General features: G+C 71.6%; 14 protein-coding genes. 7 read left to right on the top strand and 7 right to left on the bottom strand.

Annotated features, from left to right (window positions below; all coding sequences use genetic code 11):
- The first annotated feature begins 26 nt into the window (after positions 1-26).
- Positions 27-2,456, top strand: coding sequence for a DNA topoisomerase (ATP-hydrolyzing) subunit B (gyrB, locus tag VIL67_RS02870; RefSeq protein WP_332047331.1), 2,430 nt, complete (start codon positions 27-29; stop codon positions 2,454-2,456).
- On the opposite strand, the gene VIL67_RS02865 is transcribed toward gyrB, so the two are convergent.
- Positions 2,453-4,261 (bottom strand): M14 family metallopeptidase, encoded by a 1,809-nt coding sequence (locus tag VIL67_RS02865; protein WP_332047330.1) that lies wholly within the window; start codon positions 4,259-4,261, stop codon positions 2,453-2,455. The two genes, gyrB and VIL67_RS02865, sit on opposite strands and share 4 nt — an antisense overlap.
- 25 nt (positions 4,262-4,286) lie before the next feature.
- The gene (locus VIL67_RS02860) at positions 4,287-4,985 is read right to left on the bottom strand and encodes a winged helix-turn-helix transcriptional regulator (protein ID WP_332047329.1); all 699 of its coding nucleotides are present in this window, start codon (positions 4,983-4,985) and stop codon (positions 4,287-4,289) included.
- 164 nt (positions 4,986-5,149) lie between these two features.
- On the opposite strand from VIL67_RS02860, the gene VIL67_RS02855 reads away from it, so the two are divergent.
- On the top strand, positions 5,150-6,289 hold the full coding sequence (locus VIL67_RS02855; protein ID WP_332047328.1) for an acyl-CoA dehydrogenase family protein: 1,140 nt from the start codon (positions 5,150-5,152) through the stop codon (positions 6,287-6,289).
- A gap of 135 nt (positions 6,290-6,424) precedes the next feature.
- On the opposite strand, the gene VIL67_RS02850 is transcribed toward VIL67_RS02855, so the two are convergent.
- Positions 6,425-7,039: a TetR/AcrR family transcriptional regulator gene (locus VIL67_RS02850; protein WP_332047327.1), complete on the bottom strand. Its 615-nt coding sequence runs from the start codon at positions 7,037-7,039 to the stop codon at positions 6,425-6,427.
- A gap of 168 nt (positions 7,040-7,207) precedes the next feature.
- Between VIL67_RS02850 and VIL67_RS02845 the strand changes: the two genes are divergently transcribed.
- The 3 genes from VIL67_RS02845 (at position 7,208) to VIL67_RS02835 (ending at position 13,068) form a co-directional block, all read left to right on the top strand.
- Positions 7,208-8,374: an efflux RND transporter periplasmic adaptor subunit gene (locus VIL67_RS02845; RefSeq protein WP_332047326.1), complete on the top strand. Its 1,167-nt coding sequence runs from the start codon at positions 7,208-7,210 to the stop codon at positions 8,372-8,374.
- A 96-nt stretch (positions 8,375-8,470) separates the two neighbouring features.
- The gene (locus tag VIL67_RS02840; protein WP_332047325.1) at positions 8,471-11,656 is read left to right on the top strand and encodes an efflux RND transporter permease subunit; all 3,186 of its coding nucleotides are present in this window, start codon (positions 8,471-8,473) and stop codon (positions 11,654-11,656) included.
- A gap of 11 nt (positions 11,657-11,667) precedes the next feature.
- On the top strand, positions 11,668-13,068 hold the full coding sequence (locus tag VIL67_RS02835) for an efflux transporter outer membrane subunit (protein ID WP_332047324.1): 1,401 nt from the start codon (positions 11,668-11,670) through the stop codon (positions 13,066-13,068).
- Here the strand turns inward: VIL67_RS02835 and recQ are convergent.
- From recQ to VIL67_RS02820, 3 genes are all read right to left on the bottom strand, one after another.
- Positions 13,065-14,924, bottom strand: coding sequence for a DNA helicase RecQ (recQ, locus tag VIL67_RS02830; RefSeq protein WP_332047323.1), 1,860 nt, complete (start codon positions 14,922-14,924; stop codon positions 13,065-13,067). The two genes, VIL67_RS02835 and recQ, sit on opposite strands and share 4 nt — an antisense overlap.
- A gap of 57 nt (positions 14,925-14,981) precedes the next feature.
- Positions 14,982-15,443 carry a BLUF domain-containing protein gene (locus VIL67_RS02825; protein ID WP_332047322.1) on the bottom strand — a complete coding sequence of 154 codons (462 nt, stop codon included), beginning with the start codon at positions 15,441-15,443 and terminating at the stop codon, positions 14,982-14,984.
- A gap of 65 nt (positions 15,444-15,508) precedes the next feature.
- Positions 15,509-17,248 carry an N-acyl-D-amino-acid deacylase family protein gene (locus VIL67_RS02820; protein ID WP_332047321.1) on the bottom strand — a complete coding sequence of 580 codons (1,740 nt, stop codon included), beginning with the start codon at positions 17,246-17,248 and terminating at the stop codon, positions 15,509-15,511.
- Between the two features lie 161 nt (positions 17,249-17,409).
- Between VIL67_RS02820 and VIL67_RS02815 the strand changes: the two genes are divergently transcribed.
- The gene (locus VIL67_RS02815; RefSeq protein WP_332047320.1) at positions 17,410-17,568 is read left to right on the top strand and encodes a hypothetical protein; all 159 of its coding nucleotides are present in this window, start codon (positions 17,410-17,412) and stop codon (positions 17,566-17,568) included.
- On the opposite strand, the gene VIL67_RS02810 is transcribed toward VIL67_RS02815, so the two are convergent.
- Entirely contained in the window at positions 17,565-18,002 is a 438-nt protein-coding gene (locus VIL67_RS02810; protein WP_332047319.1) for a COG3650 family protein, read from the bottom strand. The two genes, VIL67_RS02815 and VIL67_RS02810, sit on opposite strands and share 4 nt — an antisense overlap.
- Positions 18,003-18,151: 149 nt before the next feature.
- Here VIL67_RS02810 and VIL67_RS02805 point away from each other — a divergent pair, with 149 nt between their 5' ends.
- Entirely contained in the window at positions 18,152-19,288 is a 1,137-nt protein-coding gene (locus VIL67_RS02805; RefSeq protein ID WP_332047318.1) for a DNA cytosine methyltransferase, read from the top strand.
- Positions 19,289-19,301: the final 13 nt, after the last annotated feature.

Genomic DNA, 19,301 nt, shown 5'->3' with positions numbered 1-19,301 from the left:
TGCGGCCCGATTCAACTGGACGTGTGATGAACGACGAAAATCAGATCCCGGAAAATGGCGCCGCCGCCGAGTATGGCGCGGAGTCGATCAAGGTCCTGAAGGGCCTCGACGCGGTGCGCAAGCGGCCGGGGATGTACATCGGCGACACCGACGACGGCTCGGGCCTGCATCACATGGTCTACGAGGTGGTGGACAACGCCATCGACGAGACCCTCGCGGGCTACGCCACGCGCGTCGAGGTGATCCTGAACGCCGACGGCTCCTGCACGGTCACCGACGACGGCCGCGGCATCCCCACGGACATCCACGAGGGCGAGGGCGTCTCGGCGGCCGAGGTCATCATGACCCAGCTGCACGCCGGCGGTAAGTTCGACCAGAACTCCTACAAGGTCTCCGGCGGCCTGCACGGCGTGGGCGTGTCGGTGGTGAACGCCCTTTCCGACTACCTGAAGCTCAAGGTCCACCGCGGCGGCCTGGTCCACGAGATGGAGTTCCGGCGCGGCGACGCCGTCGCGCCCCTGGCCGTGACCGGCACGTCGCCGAAGCGCGCCAACGGCGAGTTCCTGACCGGCACCGAAGTCACCTTCCTGCCCTCCACCGAGACCTTCAGCTTCATCGAGTTCGACCTGAAGACGCTGGAGCACCGGCTGCGCGAACTGGCCTTCCTGAACTCCGGCGTGACCATCTGGCTGAAGGATCACCGGGGCGCGGAGCCGTTCGAGGAGGTCATGCAGTACGAGGGCGGCATCGAGGCCTTCGTGCGCCACCTGGACAAGGCCAAGACCCCGCTGGTGAAGACGCCCATCGTGGTTCGCGGCCGCCGCGACAACGTCGAGCTGGACCTCGCTCTGTGGTGGAACGACGGCTACCACGAGAACGTCCTCTGCTTCACCAACAACATCCCGCAGCGTGACGGCGGCACCCACCTGGCCGCCTTCCGCTCGGCGCTGACCCGGATCATCACCGGCTACGCCGAGAGCTCCGGCACGACCAAGCGCGAGAAGGTCTCCGTCACCGGCGAGGACGCCCGCGAAGGCTTGACCTGTGTGCTGTCGGTGAAGGTCCCGGATCCCAAGTTCTCGTCTCAGACCAAGGACAAGCTGGTCTCGTCGGAAGTCCGACCGGCGGTGGAGAACCTCGTCAGCGAGGGCCTCTCGACCTGGTTCGAGGAGCATCCGAACGAGGCCCGGACGATCGTCCAGAAGATCGCCGAGGCCGCCGCCGCCCGCGACGCGGCCCGCAAGGCCCGCGAGCTGACCCGCCGCAAGTCCGCGTTGGACATCACCTCCCTGCCCGGCAAGCTCGCCGACTGCCAGGAGAAGGACCCGGCCAAGTCCGAGATCTTCCTGGTGGAGGGTGACTCGGCCGGCGGCTCCGCCAAGCAGGCCCGAAACCGGGAAAACCAGGCCATCCTGCCCCTGCGCGGCAAGATCCTGAACGTGGAGCGGGCCCGGTTCGACAAGATGCTGTCGTCGGATCAGGTCGGCACCCTGATCACGGCCCTGGGCGCCGGCATCGGCCGGGACGACTTCGACATCAACAAGCTGCGCTACCACAAGATCGTCATCATGACCGACGCCGACGTGGACGGGGCGCACATCCGCACCCTGCTGCTCACCTTCTTCTACCGGCAGATGCCGGAGGTGATCGAGCGCGGCTACCTCTATATCGCCCAGCCGCCGCTCTATAAGGCGGCCAAGGGCAAGTCCTCGCGCTACCTGAAGGACGACTCCGAGCTCGAGGTCTACCTGATCGACGAGGGCACCGACGGGGCCACGCTGGATCTTGCCTCAGGCGAACGCCTGACCGGCAAGGATCTGCTGGCGCTGGTGACCACCTCGCGCGGCGCCAAGGCGAATGTGGAGCGCCTGGCCACCCGCGCGCCGGCCTTCGCCATCGAACAGTCGGCCCTGGCCGGTCTGTTCGTGGACGGCGGCGGTGACCCGGCCGCGGCCGCTCGGCGCCTCGACCTCTACGCCGAGGAAGGTGACGGCGCATGGACCGGGGCGCGGGGCGAGCAGAACAGCTTCGTCTTCAGCCGGGTGCGCCGCGGCGTCTCGGAACGGATCGTCCTGGACGACATCCTGCTGCACGCCGCCGACGCGCGACGCCTGGCCGAACGCTCGAAGGAGCTGGCGGAGGTGTTCTCGGGCGTGGCCACCTTCACCCGCCGCGACAAGACCACCACTGTCCGCGGCCCCATCGACCTGGTGAACGCCGTCATGGACGCCGGCCGCCAGGGCCTGAAGATCCAGCGCTACAAGGGCCTTGGCGAGATGAACCCCGACCAGCTGTGGGAGACCACCCTGGACGCGGACGCCCGCACCCTGCTGCAGGTCAAGGTGACCCACGCCGACGACGCCGACGACATGTTTACCCGCCTGATGGGCGACCTCGTGGAGCCGCGGCGCGAGTTCATCCAGGAGAACGCCCTGGACGCCGAGGTGGACGTCTAGGGCTTCGCCTCCCGCCCGACCGGATAGATCAGGTAGCGCGGGTCGAAGTAGGGGGTGCGTTCGTAAAACCAGCGCAGGCGGGCGTCCGGGTCGGCCGCGAAGGCTGGCTCGGCGGCCAGCTTGGCGCGGAACTCGGCCGCGAGCTTCGGATCGTCACGCAGCATCCGGTCGGCCAGCGGCGCGACGACATAGCCCTCCATGTACTCGGTGCGCTGGAGGATCTCCGGAAAGAAGCCCCAGGCGAGGAAGCTGTCGGGGCTGCGGGGCTCGAGGAGGATGCTGGCCAGTTCGCCGAGCGGCTGGTCGGTCGGGACGCGGACCGAGCCCGGGGGGTAGGTCACCGTGCGGGCCTCGGCGTCGTACTCACGGAAGGCGACGGGGAAGCGGCCCTCGTTGGCGGGCTGCTGGGCCGGGCCGGCGAGGCGGGTGACCTCCACCTGGACGGTACGGGGTGTGCGGATGATCTCCATGGTCACGCCGTGGCGGCGCAGGCGGTCGATCACCTCGGTCTTGTGGGCGGGGACCCAGTAGGCGGCGGGCGGGGCGACCACCACGTCGGACTCGGAGCCGAACACCGGGACCTGCACGACCGGCAGGGGCTGGCCCGTCCAGCGGACCTCGTCGCGGCCGGAGGCTTCCGAGCGGTACGTCTCGCGGCGGATGGGCCGCAGGGGGATGGAGTCCACGGGCGCCGTCAGCGGCTTCCAGGCGAGCACCACCTGGTCCTTGCGCAGGGCGCGGTCGGCGGCGCGGGCGGCCTCCAGCTCGGCGGCGTGGGCGGCCGCCGCGCGCAGCGTCGCCTCCAGCAGGACATAGGTGCCCAGCACGCGCTGGCGGTAGGGCTTCAGCGAGTGGGTCTCCACCAGGACGGTCGGCAGCCGGCGCAGGTCGCCGTAGCCCGTGGAGAAGCGCGCCGTGTCGGCCCCGATGTTGAACCCCTTCTCCGGCGCGTCGCCGTCCACCGCATCGAGGTAGGGCGAGGGAAAGTGCCCGTTGCGGGAGAGCGCCTGCTCGATGGCGGGCCGCAGGCGCTGGTCGAGCCACTGGCCAGAGCGCGGACTGCGGGCGTAGCGGCCCTGCCAACCGGGGAAGGCGAAGGTGATGTCGTGGACGTAGTCGGTCCCGTCGGTGACGTGCAGGTCGAGGTAGAGGTCAGGGTCGTAGCGGTTGATCAGCGCCACCATGGCCTGCATCTCGGGCGCGTCGAGCTTGGTATAGTCGCGGTTCAGGTTGAGGTTCTGGGCCGTGGTCCGGAAGCCCTGGCTCTGCGGCCCGCGCTGGTTCGGACGGCTGTAGGGCGAGCTGTTCTCATGGCCGTCGGCGTTGAAGACCGGCACGAACAGCAGGTTCACCCGGTCCAGCAGGTCGGCCTTGCCGCGCTGGGTGATGTCGCGCAGCAGCATTAGCCCGGCGTCCTTGCCGTCGATCTCGCCCGCGTGGATGCCGGCCTGGGCGAGGACCAGCGGCTTGGCGGGATCCAGCCGGCCCTTGTCCTTGCTGGCGATCACCACCACCAACTCGCGCCCCTGGGGCGTGTCGCCGATCCGCTCGATGCGCAGGAGGTCGGAGGCGCCCGCCAGGCGGCGCAGGTAGGCGAGCGTCTCGTCGTACGAGGGCGTGGTGCGGAAGCGGGCCTTCTCGGCGGGGGTGATCCACGCGTGCGCGGCCGGCGCGACCAGCTTCTCGCTGGCGCCCTTCCAGGCCGGCGCGGGCGGCAGGATGTCGGCCCAGCGCGGGCCCGGTTGGGCGTACGCGGCCGATGCGAAGAGGGTGGCGGCGAGGAGGGCTGTGGCGAGGACGCGCATGGCGCCTTTCTAGCCCCCGAATGCTTCAGCTCGCCAGCCGCTGCTCGCGGGCGAAGGGGCTGAGGCCCAGCCAGGCCTGCATGTTGTCAGCCAAGGCCGGATCGCCCACCAGCCGCAGCCGCTCGCCACGGACCGCGGCGCGCACGTTGTCCAACCCCATCCAGATGGCGGTCATGGTCCTAAGGTCGGTGGTGGCGTAGAGGTCGACGTCGAAGCCGGGGTCGGTCGAACAGAGGTCCGTCTCGGCGTCGGGCGCGACCACCAGCCAGAACGAGCGCTGCGCCGATGGCTGCTCGGGGTACTGGAACTGGATGACGCTCCGCCGCGGCGGCAGCGGCCGCGGGTCGAGGTTCCGCCGCATGTCCCACATCAGCAGCGTCGCATCGAGGTGCTGCAGGGAGACCTCCGCGTCGACATACTTCTGGCCCCAGGCGCCGAGCGCATCGACGATGGCGCGCGTGGCTTCGCCCGACTCGGTCAGCCGGTATTCGGAGACGCCGGGCTCGCCGGCCGCAGGGACCCGCGCCACCAGGCCGGCGGCCTCGAGGTCCTTCAGCCGCTGGGACAGCAACGCAGGCGACATCCGCGGCATGCCGCGACGCAAGTCGTTGAAGCGGGTCGTGCCGGCATGCAGCTCCCGAAGCACGATGGGGGTCCAGCGGGCGCAGAGGACCTCGGCCGCCATCGCAACGGGGCAGAACTGGCTGTAGCCACCTTGGGCCATCGGCGGGCTCCTTCTCTCGACCGGGGCGACCCTAACCCGGTCGCATAACGATGCTAGTTCATTTGCTGTACCGGGTCAGGTTCAGTTCCTGAACTGGCGCAGGACCGGTGGCCGTGGTGTTCCTCCCGTCACAGCAAACAATGTTCTATGATCGAGAGAGAATGATGCCCGACGACGCCACTTTGCGGACCGCCGCCACCGACTGGCTGGCCGTCGCCGACGCGGCCGCGCGCGAGATCGCCGCCGAGGCGGCCCGACACGACGAGGAGGACAGCTTCGTCACCGAGGCCTATGCGCGGCTCAAGGCCGACGGCCTCTTCAAGGCCCATGTGCCGGTGGAATTCGGCGGCGGCGGGGCCTCGTACGCCGAGATGTGCCAGATCGTCCGCAGGCTGGCGGCGGCGTGCGGCTCGACGGGGCTCGCCTTCGCCATGCACACCCACATCGTGGCGCTTGCCGTCTGGCGCTGGCGGCACGAGGGCGCGCCCACCGAGGGCCTGCTGAAGCGAGTGGCCGGCGAGAACCTGGTCTTGGTCTCCAGCGGCGGATCGGACTGGCTGCAGAGCGCCGGCCGGGCGGAGAAGGTGGAGGGCGGCTTCCGGATCACCGCGCGCAAGGTGTTCTCATCAGGCTCGCCGGTGGGCGACCTGATCAGCACCAGCGCTGTCTATGACGACCCCGACACCGGGCCGACGGTCCTGCATTTCGCCGCCTCCCTGAAAGCCGACGGCGTGAGGATGCATGACACCTGGCGCACGCTGGGCATGCGCGGCACGGGCTCGAACGACGTGGAGCTGGACGGCGTCTTCGTGCCCGACGCGGCGGTCAGCGGCCGCCGGCCGCAGGGCAAGTGGCACCCGCTGTTCCACGCCATCACCCTGGTGGCGTTTCCGATCATCTACTCGGCGTACGCGGGCGTGGCGGAGAGCGCCCGGGCGGCGGCCCTCGAGGTCGCGCGCAAGAAGCCGGCCGACGAAGGCCTCGTGCAGACGGTTGGCGAGATGGAGACGGCCTTCACCGCCTGCGATGTGGCGCTGGGCGAAATGGTCCGGATGCCGGGAAGCGCTCGGCCGGGGGCGGAGACCACCGGCCGGATCATGACGCTGCGCCAGCTCGCCGGGCAGGCGGCGATCCGCACGGTGGAACGGGCGCTGGAGGCGGCCGGCGGGCAGGCCTTCTACCGCCGCCTGCCGATCGAGCGGGCGTTCCGCGACGTGCAGGGCGCGCGTTTCCACCCGCTGCAGGAGAAGCCGCAGCTGCGACTGGCCGGTCGGCTGGCGCTGGGGCTGGACATCGACGGGTGAGGGACGGCGCGTGCAGATGTCCCGCGCCGGATGGGACGTCGAGGGCCCTCGGTCTCGCATCCGGAGTGGTCGAGAGAGTCCAGCCGGCCCTCACCCTGCCCTCTCCCCCGCCTGCGGCGCGGGAGAGGGGATTTCTCAGGCCAGCATGCAATCCATCAGAGCCCGGGCGCCGGCGCTGAGGCTGCGCACCGGGCCGGACTCGCCCAGGGTCACGCGGGCGACGTAGGCGCCTTCCAGCATCAGGAAGAGGGCGTCGGCCAAGGCCTCGTCTCTTGCGCCAGCCGCCTTGCAAAGGGCGCCCAGGCGGCGGCGGGTCTCGGCCTTGTGCTCCACGGCCACCGCGCGCGCCACGTGGTCGGGCTCGTGCAGCTCGATGGCGGCGTTGGAGAGCGCGCAGCCCCGGGTGTCGCCGCAGGTCTTCTGGCCGAAGGCTTCGAACAGGGCCTCCAGCTGACGACGCGGATCGCCCGCATGGGCGCCGACCACCTCGTCCCACCAGCTCCAGGCCTGCCGCGCCTGGTCGCGCAGGCACTCGGCCACCAGCTCGTCCTTGGAGGGGAAGTTGCGGTAGAGGGTCATCTTGGTGGCCCCGGCCTCGGACGCGATGGTTTCGACGCCCACCGCGCGGATGCCACGCGCGTAGAACAGCTCGCAGGCCGTCTCGAAAATCCGATCGCGGGCGGACTTTTTCGCCGGCGCGTCCTTGCCATCCACGGTTGAGCTTCCCACCTTGGCTGTACCTCCGGCCATCAATTTCCCTCCCGCCAACTTTCATATTTCCTTGCATTGACGTGTGAGTGACCGGTCAGTATCTTCAGCTCAGATGATACCGAACGGTATAGTCACATAGAGCAATGTGCGCCTTCGAGGCTCCGACATCAAGGAGCCCCCGGCCCAAACTGACCCTGGAGCTAGGTCATGCGTGTGTCTTCCATCGCGCCGCTGGGCGCGATCGCGGCTCTGTCGCTGTTCATCGCCGGCTGCGGCGCCCAGGCCGAGGCGCCTTCCGCGCCCCCGCCGCCGCAGGTCACCACCGCCCAGGTGGCCGTCCGGCCGCTGCCGAGCTGGGACGAGTTCACCGGCCGGCTCGAGGCCGTGGACACCGTGCACGTCCGCCCGCGGGTCGGTGGCTACATCGATGCGGTGCGGTTCCAGGAGGGCGCGGTGGTCCGCAAGGGCCAGGTGCTGTTCCAGATCGATCCGCGGCCGTTCCAGGCCGAAGTGGCGCGGCTGACGGCCGAGGTGGCCGCCGGCCGCGCGAAGCTGGAGCTGACCGCCGCCAATCGCGCCCGCGGCGAACGCCTGGTGGCGCAGGGCGCCCTGGCGCGCAGCGAATACGACCGCCTGTCCGCAGAGGAGAAGGCCGCCCGCGCCGCGCTCGACGCGGCGCAGGCGGCGTTGACCTCGGCGAGGCTGAACCTGGAGTTCACCCGGATCACGGCGCCGATCTCCGGTCGCGTCTCGCGGGCCCTGATCACGCCCGGCAACCTGGTCTCCAGCGCCGACGTCCTGACCACGGTGGTCTCGGACGACCCGATCTATGCGACCTTCAACGCCGACGAGCAGACCTATCTGAAGTACGCGCAGACGGCCCGCAGCCGCCCGGGCCCCGTCTTCATGGGGCTAATGGACGAGCAGGGCCACCCGCATGAGGGCCGGCTGGTGTTCGTGGACAACGCCGTCGACACGCGCAGCGGCACCATCCAGGGCCGGGCCATCTTCGACAATCGCGACGGGCGGTTCACGCCCGGCCTGTTCGCCCGTGTGAAGCTGGTGGGGGGGACCGCGGAGCCGGTGGCCCTGGCGCCCGACCGGGCCATCGCCGCGGACCTCGGCAAGCGCTTTGTCCTGGTGGTCGGAGCGGACAAGGTCGCCCGCTATCGGGAGGTGACGGTCGGGCCGCGCGTCGGCGACCTTCGCATCGTGCGGCAGGGCCTGAAGGCCGGCGACGTGATCATCGTCAATGGCGGCCAGCGGGTGAAGCCGGGCCAGGCGGTGCGCCCGACCCTGACCACCTTGCAGCTGCCGGAAGCGGAATTCGCCCAGCTCACCGGCGGGCCCTTGCGGCTCGCCCAGGCCGACTGACCCCGGCCCGACCCGCCTCGACCGACTGACCCAAAGCCGACCCGCCGCGCGGCGGCCTGACCCCGCGCGCCTGGTCCTCCTCCCCGGACGGGACCCATGAATTTTTCCCAGTTCTTCGTGAGCCGGCCGCGCTTCGCCGCGGTGCTCTCGATCCTCATCTTCGTGGTCGGGCTGATCGCCCTGCCGCGGCTGCCGATCAGCGAATATCCGGAGGTCGTGCCGCCCACCGTGGTGGTGCGCGCGGTCTATCCCGGTGCAAACCCCGAAACCATCGCCGAAACGGTCGCCTCGCCCATCGAGCAGGCGATCAACGGGGTGGAGGGGATGCTCTACCAGTCGTCCCAGGCGACCAGCGACGGGGTGGTGACCGTCACGGTCACCTTCAAGCTGGGCGCCGACCTGGATAAGGCCCAGGTGCAGGTTCAGAACCGGGTGGCCCAGGTGCTGCCCAGGCTGCCGCAGGAGGTCCAGCGCGCCGGGGTGACGACCAACAAGGCCTCGCCCGACCTGACCATGGTCGTGCACCTGATCAGCCCCGACCAGCGCTACGACATGCTCTACCTGTCGAACTACGCCCAGCTGCGCGTGCGCGACCAGCTGGCGCGCATCGATGGCGTCGGCGACGTGCAGATGTTCGGGTCGGGCCCCTACGCCATGCGCATCTGGCTGGATCCCGAGAAGGTGGCCGCCCGCGGCCTGACCGCCGGCGACGTAATCCGCGCCGTGCGCGAGCAGAACGTCCAGGTGGTGGCGGGCACGCTCGGCGCGCCGCCGGCGCCTGGCGCCGCCGACTTCCAGGTGGCGGTGAACTCGCAAGGCCGGCTCTCCAGCGAGGAGGAGTTCGGCGACATCATCGTCCGCACCGGCGAGCACGGCGAGGTCACCCGGCTGCGCGACGTGGCGCGCGTGGAGCTGGGCTCGAGCAGCTACGCCCTGCGCTCGCTGCTGGACAACAAGCCGGCGGTCGCCCTGCCGATCTTCCAGCGGCCGGGCTCCAACGCCCTGCAGCTGTCGGCCGACGTGCGCCAGGCCATGGCCGAGCTGAAGAAGGAGTTCCCCGAAGGCGTCGAATACAAGATCGTCTACGACCCGACGGTCTTCGTGCGCGGCTCTATCGACGCGGTGGCGCACACCCTGTTCGAGGCCATCCTGCTGGTGGTCCTGGTGGTGGTGCTCTTCCTGCAGAGCTGGCGCGCCTCGGTGATCCCGCTGATCGCTGTCCCGGTGTCGCTGATCGGCACCTTCGCCATCATGCTGATGATGGGCTTCGGCCTGAACACGCTGACGCTGTTTGGCCTGGTGCTGGCCATCGGGGTGGTGGTCGACGACGCCATCGTGGTGGTGGAGAACGTCGAGCGAAACATCGAGCTCGGCCTGTCGCCGCCCGACGCGGCGCGCCAGGCGATGCGCGAGGTCACGGGGCCGATCGTCTCCACGGCGCTCGTGCTCTGCGCGGTGTTCATCCCGACGGCCTTCATCAGCGGCCTGACCGGGCAGTTTTACCGGCAGTTCGCCCTGACGATCGCGATCAGCACCCTGATCTCGGCGTTCAACTCGCTGACGCTGTCGCCGGCCCTGGCCGCCGTCCTGCTGCAGCCGCACGGCGCGCCGAAGGATCGTTTCCAGCGGCTGATCGACCGGGCGTTCGGCTGGCTGTTTGCGCCGTTCAACCGGTTCTTCCACGGCGGGTCGGAGCGCTACGTCGGCGGGGTGACCCGCCTGCTGGGCCGCTCACGCGCGGCGCTGGTGGTCTATGCCGGCTTGATCGCGCTGACCGTCCTGACCTTCCTGAACACGCCCGCCGGCTTCGTGCCGGGGCAGGACAAGCAGTACCTGATCGCCGCCGCCCAGCTGCCGGAAGCGGCCTCGCTGGACCGCACGGAGGCGGTGATCCGCGACGTGAGCGACATCGCCCTCAAGACGCCCGGCGTGGAGAGCGCCGTGGCCTTCCCGGGCCTGTCCATCAACGGCTTCACCAACGCCCCCAACGCCGGGATCGTGTTCGTGACGCTGAAGCCGTTCGAAGACCGCAAGGGACACGAGCTCTCCGCCAACGCGATCGCCGAGCAGCTGAACGGCAAGTTCGGCGCCCTGCAGGACGCCAACGTCATGGTCTTCCCCCCGCCCCCGGTCATGGGGCTGGGCACGACCGGCGGCTTCAAGATGCAGATCGAGGACCGCACCGGGCTCGGGCCCGAGGAGGTCTATCGCCAGACCCAGAACCTGGTGGCCGAGGCGCAGAAGGAGCCGGCCCTGGCCGGCGTCTTCTCCGGCTTCCAGATCAACGTCCCGCAGGTCCGCGCCGACATCGATCGCGAAAAGGCGCGCGCCCAGGGCATGAACCTGACGGACCTGTTCGAAACCATGCAGGTCTATCTCGGCTCGCTGTACGTGAACGACTTTAACCGGTTCGGCCGGACCTACGAGGTTCACGTCCAGGCCGACCAGAAGTTCCGCCTGGAGCCCGAGGACGTGCTGCGCCTGCAGACCCGCAACGGGTCGGGCCAGATGATCCCTCTGGGCGCCTTCGTGACGCTGGACCAGACCACCGGCCCGGACCGCGTGCCGCACTACAACGGCTACCTGTCGGCGGAGATCAACGGCGGCGCCGCGCCCGGCTTCTCGTCCGGTCAGGCCGAGCAGGCCATGGCGCGGCTGGCGGACAAGCACCTGCCCAACGGCATGAGCTGGGAGTGGACCGACCTGACCTACCAGCAGATCCTGGCGGGCAACACGGCGATCTACATCTTCCCGCTCTGCGTCCTGCTGGCCTTCCTCGTGCTGGCCGCGCAGTACGAGAGCTGGAGCCTGCCGCTGGTGGTCATCCTGATCGTGCCCATGTGCCTGCTGTCGGCCCTGGCCGGCGTCCACCTGGCGGGCGGGGACAACAACATCTTCACCCAGATCGGGCTGATCGTGCTGGTGGGGCTGGCGTGCAAGAACGCCATCCTGATCGTCGAGTTCGCCCGCGACCGGGAAGCCCACGGCGTGCCCACCTGGGACGCGGTGCTGGAGGCCTGCCGCCTGCGGCTGCGGCCCATCCTGATGACCTCGCTGGCCTTCGTCATGGGCGTGGCGCCGCTGGTCTGGGCCCATGGGGCCGGGGCCGAGATGCGCCGGGCCATGGGGGTGGCGGTGTTCTCCGGCATGCTGGGCGTGACGTTCTTCGGCCTGCTGCTGACGCCGGTCTTCTACCTGGTGATCCGCCGGCTCACCGGGCAGCTGGTGACCGCCCGCGCCGCGCCGCCCGCGCCGCACGTGCTGCCGGCCGCCGCCGAATAGGAGGGATGTCGATGTCGCTCAAGATGACGGCGGCGCTCGCCGCCCTGCTGCTCTCCGCCTGCGCGGTGGGGCCGCGCTACGAGGCGCCGCGGACCGCGCCGGCCGAGTTCCGCAAGGCCGAACCGGCGGCCTTCACCTCCGCCGCGGCCGAGGCCCGCTGGTGGCGCCAGTTCGGCGATCCGGTGCTGGACGAGCTGGTCGCCCGCGCGCTCGACGGCAACCTGGACCTGCGGATCGCGCAGGCCCGGGTGCGCGAGGCCCGCGCCCTGCTGCGGGACGCGAGGCTCGACCGCCTGCCCCGCGTGACGGCGGCCGCGGCCTACCAGGACGGGCGCACGCCGCAGCCCGCGGGGCCGCCGCTGACCGACGAGACCTGGGAGGCGGGGTTCGACGCGGCCTGGGAGCTCGACCTGTTCGGCCGGGTGCGCCGAAGCGCCGAGGCGGCCGCCGCCGACGCCGGCGCGGCGCAGGCCGACCTGCGGGCGGCCCAGGTGACCGTGGCGGCCGAGGTGGCGCGGACCTACCTCGAGTTCCGCGGCGCCCAGGACCGGCTGGCGGTGGCCCTGCGCAACCTGGACACCCAGCGCGAGACCCTGCGGCTGACCCGCACCCGGCTGGAGGTGGGCTCGGGCGACGCCGTGGACGTGGCCCGGGCGCAGGGCGAACTCAGCGCCACCGAGGCGACCATCCCGGCCCTGATCCTGGAGGCGACGACCGCCGCCCACCGCCTGGCGGCGCTGACGGGCGAGCGGCCGGGGGCCCTCGACGGGCTGCTGGCGGGGCCGCGGGAGGTGGCCGCCCGGGTCCGCCCGCTGCCCATCGGAGAGCCGGGCGAGCTGCTTCGGCGGCGGCCCGACGTGCAGGCGGCCGAGCGCCGGCTGGCCGGCCAGGCGGCGCGGGTGGGCGTGGCCACCGCCGACCTCTTCCCGCGCGTTCGGATCAGCGGCTTCCTGGGCTTCCTGACCGGCGACCTGGGCTCGCTGGGCGACGGCGCCAGCCGCGCCTGGAGCGTGGCGCCGACCGTGACCTGGCCCGCCCTCGACATGGCCGGCGCGCGCGCCCGGTTGCGGGCGCAGGAAGCCCGGGCGGACGCGGCGCTCGCCGCCTACGACCAGGCGGTCCTGATCGCGCTGGAGGACGTGGAGAACGCCTTCGCGGGCTACGCCCAGCAGCAGGCGCGGCTGCGCAGCCTGACGGACCGGGAGGCGGCGGCCCGCCGGGCGGCGGAGCTGGCGCGGCTGCGCTACCGGGAAGGCGCCGTGGACTTCCTCACCCTGCTGGACGCCGAGCGCAGCCTGCTGGCGGCGGAGGACGCGGCGAGCGCAGCGCGCACGGCGCTGAACACCCGGGTGGTGGCGGTCTACAAGGCCCTGGGCGGCGGCTGGGAGGCGGCCCAGGCGGTCGCCGACTAGGCCTCGAAGCCACCGACGATCTCAAGCACCGCGTCGCCGTAGTGGGCGAGCTTGGCCTCGCCCACGCCGTTCAGGCGGGCGAGCGCCGCGCGGCTCCCGGGGCGGGCGGCGGCGATCTCCGTGAGGGTCCGGTCGTTGAAGATGACGTAGGGGGGCACGTGCTGGGCCTTGGCCTCGCGGCTGCGCCAGGCTCGGAGCGCCTCGAACAGCGGCTGGTCGGCGGGCGGCAGGGCGGCCATGGCCTCGCGGGCGCGCTTGCGCGGGCGGCCCGAGCGGGTGGCCGGGTCGTAGCCCTCGGCCGGCTTGCGCATGGCGATGCGCCGCTCGCCGCGGAACACCTGGCGCACCGCGTCGGGGTCGCCGATGCCGACCAGCGGGCGGCCGTCGTTGGGGTCCTCGCGCAGCAGGCCTTCGAAGATCAGCTGCTCGGTGAGGTCGCGCCACTGGGCGAGCGACAGCTCGGTCCCGATGCCCCAGGTGGAGAGGCCCTGTTCGAAGGCGCTGGGGTCCTTGGTCTTGCCGAGCAGGTGGTCGACCAGGCGGCCGCGGCCGACGCGGCCGCCCAGGCGATGGGCGGCGGAGAGGGCCTTCTGGGCGGCCTCGGTGGCGTCGGTCACCTCCACCTTGCCCAGGCACAGGTCGCAGTGGCCGCAGGCCTGGACGCCCTCTTCCCCGAAGTAGCGGCGCACGGCGCCGGCGCGGCAGCCCGTGCCGTCCAGCAGGGTGTAGAGCTGGCGGACCTTGCGGACCTGCACCTGCTTGACCTGCTCGTCCATGTCGCGCTCGGCGATGCGGCGCAGCGCCCAGGCCATGTCCGACGCGCCGTAGAGGGTGATGCCCTCGGCCGGGTCGCCGTCGCGGCCGGCGCGGCCGATCTCCTGCCAGTAGGCCTCGATGGACGAGGGCGGGTCGGCGTGGATGACGAAGCGGACGTCCGGCTTGTCGACGCCCATGCCGAAGGCGATGGTCGCCACCATCACCGCGGCGTCGGCCTCGAGGAACTCCTCCAGCCGCTCGTTGCGCAGGCGGCGCTCCAGGCCGGCGTGATAGGCCAGCGCCGGGACGCCGGCGTCGCGCAGCGCCTGGGCCAGCTTCTCGGTCCCGTCGCGGGAGCCGGCATAGACCACGCCGGACCGGTCGGGGCGGGCGGTGACCAGCTCGACCACGCGCTTTTCCTTCGCGCCGCGCTTGCGCTCGGCGGACAGCATCAGCTCCGGCCGGGCGAAGCTGGCGACGAACTCGCGGCTGGCCTCCAGGCGCAGTTCTGCGCGGATATCGTCGCGGGTCCGGGCGTCGGCCGTGGCGGTGACCGCCAGGCGCGGCACGGCGGGGAACAGCTCGGCGAGCCGCCCCAGCATCCGGTACTCGGGCCGGAAGTCGTGGCCCCACTGGCTGACGCAGTGGGCCTCGTCGATGGCGATCAGGGCGAGCGGCGTGCGGGCCAGGCGGTCCAGCATCCAGGGCTGCATCAGCCCTTCCGGCGAGACGTAGAGCAGGTCGAGCTCGCCCGCGTCGATGCGGCGCCAGGTCTCCGCCTTTTCGGCGGGGTCGATGTTGGAGTCCAGGCGGGCGGCGGCGACGCCCGACTGCACGAGGCCCGCCACCTGGTCGGACATCAGCGCGATCAGCGGCGAGACCACGAGGCCGAGGCCGGGCCGCATCAGGCTCGGGATCTGGTAGCAGAGGCTCTTGCCGCCGCCGGTGGGCAGCACGGCCATGGTGCTGCGGCCGGCCAGCACCTCGGCGATCACCTCGGCCTGCAGGCCGCGGAAGTCCTGGTGGCCGAAGGTGCGGCGCAGGATCTCCCGCGCGCGGTCCAGCGGCGCTTGTTCGGCGTCAGCGAGGGCGAACGACATCCGCGGGTTTATGCCCGCAAGCGTCCCCCGGCGCCATGCGGCGTTCTCGTTTTTTCCCTAGCCCAGGGCGCGCAGGCGGGTGCTGTGCTGGACGCCGCGCACGGCCTTCAGCAGGCGCAGGGCCTGCTTGCCGGTGAGCCGGTGCGGCTCGAACAGGCCCTTCATGGACAGGGTGTCGAGGATCGCCTCGTCGGCCGGGGTCATGTGGCGGGCGCACATGTGCCAGTCCTCGAAGCTGCGGCTTTCCCCCGGACCGGCGTGCAGCACGCGGCAGTCGCCGTGGCGCGCGTCGTCGGAGATCCGGCGGTAGGTGTTGAGCACCGCCTCGGCCGGGCCTTCCAGCGCCTGGACGAACCAGCCGTCGTGGACCAGCAGCAGGCCGGTGACGTCGACCGCCTGGTTGTTGCGCACGGAGGCCTCGATGATCTGGTCCACCTCGCGCCCCTGGTCGGGCCAGGGGATGGCGATCCGGCTGGCGTAGATCAGCTGGTGCAGGGTGCGGCTGCCGATGCGAGCCATGGGCGTTCTCCGGACACGGTCGTTTCCGGCTACCCGACCAGAGGTTGAGGTTCGGCTAACGCCGGCTACTCGGCCGCCATGGCGGCGGGGGCGGACTGGCTCCCGCGCAGGAGGCGGCCGGGCAGGGCGCCGGTAGGCTGGCCGTCGCGGTAGGTGACTTCGCCCGCCACGATAGTGGCCGTATAGCCGTCGGCGCGCTGGATCAGCCGCCGGCCCCCGGCGGGCAGGTCGTAGGCCACCTCGGGCGCGCGCAGCTTCAGCCGGTCGTAGTCGATCACGTTGAGGTCAGCCCGATAGCCCTCCGCCACCAGGCCCCGGTCCAGCAGGCCCACGGTCTCGGCGGTGCGCCGGGTCTGGCCGGCGATCATGTGCTCGAGCGGCAGCTTCGGCCCGCGGGTGCGGTCGCGCGTCCAGTGCACGAGGTTGGTGGTCGGGAAGCTGCCGTCGCAGATCATCCCCACGTGGGCGCCGCCGTCGGAGAGGCCGGGCACGCAATCCGGGTGGCTCAGCATCTCGTAGGCGGGATCGAGGCTCATGTCGGCATAGTTGAGGAACGGCAGGTAGAGCATGCCCCGGCCGCCATTGGTCAGCAGGTGGTCCAGCGCCACCTCCGCCGGGTCGCGGCCGGTGCGCGTGGCGATGGCCGAGACGGTCATCTCCGGCGTCGGCTCGTAGTCGGGCTCGTCTCCGAGCAGGAACATGTTGCCCCAGGCGCGCGGCTGGGTCCCGGCGAAGCCGCGCTGGGCCTCGCTCTCCTCGTGCAGCAGGCGGGCGCGGAACGCCGGATCGCGCAGGCGCTCGACCTTGCCTGCCAAGGGCAGGGCCTTGATCTCCTGGAAGGCCGGGTGCTGGCTGAACGGGTTCATGGTCAGCTCGAACCCGAACAGCACGCCGACGGGGCGGCTGGCCACTTGCGCCCGCATGGGCAGGCCCGCGGCGGTGGCTTCGGCCAGGCGGGCGAGCAGGACCTTGTAGCTCAGCGGCGCGCGGGGGCTCTGCACGAGGCTGAACGACAGCGGGCGTCCCGAGCGCTCGACGATCCGGCGCAGCATGGCCCACTCGGCCTCTGGGTCGGCGAAGTCGGAGACCACCTGCAGCACGCCTCGGCCGGCGGCGGCGAGGCCCAGCGCGATGCCGGTCAGCTCGTCCTCACCGGCCGTGAGCGTCGGCGTCGGCTGGCCGTCCGAGGTGCGGTGGTTGAGCGTGCGCGAGGTGGCGAAGCCGATCGCGCCCGCCTCCGCCGCCCGCTTGGCGAGCGCCGCCATGGCGTGGATGTCGGCCTCGGTGGCGGGCTCGCGGTTGGCCCCGCGCTCACCCATGACGAAGACCCGCAGGGCGGCGTGCGGCAGCTGGCTGCCGACGTCCACGTCGAAGCGCCGCTCGGCCAACCGGTCCAGGTAGTCGGGATAGCTCTCCCAGGTCCACGGCAGGCCCTGGCTGAGCACCGGGAAGGGGATGTCCTCGACCCCTTCCATCAGCCGGATCAGGCGGTCGTGGTCTTCGGGGCGGCAGGGGGCGAAGCCCACGCCGCAGTTGCCCATCACCACCGTGGTCACCCCGTGCCAGGAGGACGGCTGCATGCGCTCGTCCCAGGCCGCTTGACCGTCATAATGGGTGTGGATGTCCACGAAGCCTGGTGTCACCAGCTGGCCGCGGGCGTCGATCTCCTCCCGGCCGGCGCCGGACACCATGCCGACGGCGGCGATGCGGCCTTCCTTGACCGCGACGTCGGCGTCGAAGGCCGGCCGGCCGGAGCCGTCCACCACCGCGCCGCCCCGGATGACCAGGTCGTAGGCTCTTTCCATGGCGCCGCCTCCCTGAGGGCGTTTCTCTTTTCGTTTACGCCATTAGCCGGCCGGACCTCGGGTCAGGTCAAGCGTCGTGCGCCTTGGCCATAGGAACTCCCCGATTTTCGGCGTGTTCTTTGGCCGCGATTAACCGCGAGAAGCTAGGCTGTAGGATAAGAATGCGCAGAACGGACGAGGGACCCGGGATGCCGCTGAAGGCTTTTCTGGCTGCCGCCGCGGCGCTTGCGGTGGGCGTCGGCCTGCTGCTGCCCGTGCCGCACAAGAGCGAGGCCGCCGCGCACTCGCAAGTTCAGACACTGGACCTCGGCCGCGGCTAGCCCCCGGCGCGCGGCAGGTCGGCGACCTTGGCCGCGCAGCCGCTGAACGTCTGATCCAACACCTTCACCTCCGCCGCCATCGGATAGCGCAGGTCGCTCATTCCATCGTTGCAGTCACTGACGTAGAGCGTGACCGCCAGCGTCTCGCCATCCGCCGCCGTGGCCGTCCAGCTGGCCCGCCCGGGCGTGACCTGGGCGCCGGGCGCGGTGAACACCTTCTCCGGCGTCTCCGGACGCTGCAGGGTGAGCTTCGTGCCGTCGATCCGCACGGCCCAGAAGGGTTCGTTGCCGCGCGCCAGCAGGGGCTGGGACAGGTCCATCCGCACCTCCGGCGGGGCGGCGGCCAGGACGGTCGGCGCTGCTGCGGGGGGCTGGGTGGGCTCCTCGCTGCAGGCGGCCAAGGCGAGCGCCGCAAACCCCATCAGCTGACGCATCTTTCCTCCACATGATCGTGCAGGCGGAACCCAGGTGCGTTCCAGCCGGCCGCGCGACCATGCCTGACCGTGCGGAACGAAAGAAGCCCCGATCCCCGCTTTCGCCGGGACGAGCGGAACGGGCGCAAATCAGCTTAGGCTCGCCTGTCGTGAGCGCGCCCCTGACCTTCTATGAGTTCTTCGCCGGCGGCGGCATGGCCCGGCTCGGGCTCGGCGCCGGCTGGACGTGCGCCTTCGCCAACGACTTCGATCACCTGAAGGCCAGCACCTACCGGCTGAACCACGCCGACGCCGCGCACCACTTTCGCGAAGGCGACGTGTGGGCGCTGTCGGCCGCCGACCTGCCGGGACAGGCCGACCTCGCCTGGGCTTCGAGCCCCTGCCAGGACTTCAGCCTGGCCGGCGCCCGGGCCGGCCTGGCGGGCGGGCGCTCCTCCGCCTTCTTCGGCTTCTGGCGGCTGGTGGAAGGCTCGGCCGCCGAGGGACGGGCCCCGCGGACCATTGTCATCGAGAACGTCTGCGGCCTGCTCACGTCCCACAGGGGCGCCGACTTCGCGGCCTTGGGCGCAGCCCTGGCGGGGCAGGGCTACGCCTTCGGAGCCCTTGAGGTCGACGCGGCGGCCTTCCTCCCGCAGTCGCGGCCGCGGGTCTTCGTGATCGCCACCCGTGACGCGCCGCCCGCGCGTCTGACCGGCGACAGCCCGTTCCACAGCCGCGCGGTCAAGGCCGCGGCGGCCGCCCTTCCGCCGGCGCTTGCCGCCCATTGGGTCTGGTGGCGGCTGGCCGCCCCGGCGGCGCGCAACACGGACCTCGCCGCCCTGCTGGAGCCGGACAGCGAGGTCAGCTGGCATGCGCCCGAGCGCACCGGGCGCCTGATCGAGCTGATGGCGCCGCTGCACCGCGCGCGGCTCGAGGCCATGCAGGCGCGCGGCGACCGGGCGGTCGGCGCCGTCTTCCGCCGCACGCGCGAGGAGGACGGCCGTCGCGTGCAGCGGGCCGAGGTGCGCTTCGACGGGCTCGCGGGGTGTCTGCGGACGCCCGGCGGCGGGTCCTCGCGGCAGTCGATCGTGGTGGTGGGCGACGGCGCCGTGCGCTCGCGCCTGCTCACCGCGCGCGAGGCCGCGCGGCTGATGGGCCTGCCGGACAGCTACCGGCTGCCGGCGGCGGCCACCGCCGCCCTGCATGTCACCGGCGACGGCGTGGCTGTGCCGGTCGTCCGCTGGCTTGCCGGGCAGTTGCTCGAGCCGCTGCTCGCCCGCCCGGGCGCCCAGGTTCGCCGCGCCTAGAGCCCGCCTCAAG

Origin of the sequence: Phenylobacterium sp. (assembly GCF_036563385.1) — a bacterium.
Lineage (GTDB): Bacteria > Pseudomonadota > Alphaproteobacteria > Caulobacterales > Caulobacteraceae > Phenylobacterium.
Note: the sequence above shows the minus strand (reverse complement) of the source record. Positions and strands in the feature narration are given on the sequence as shown.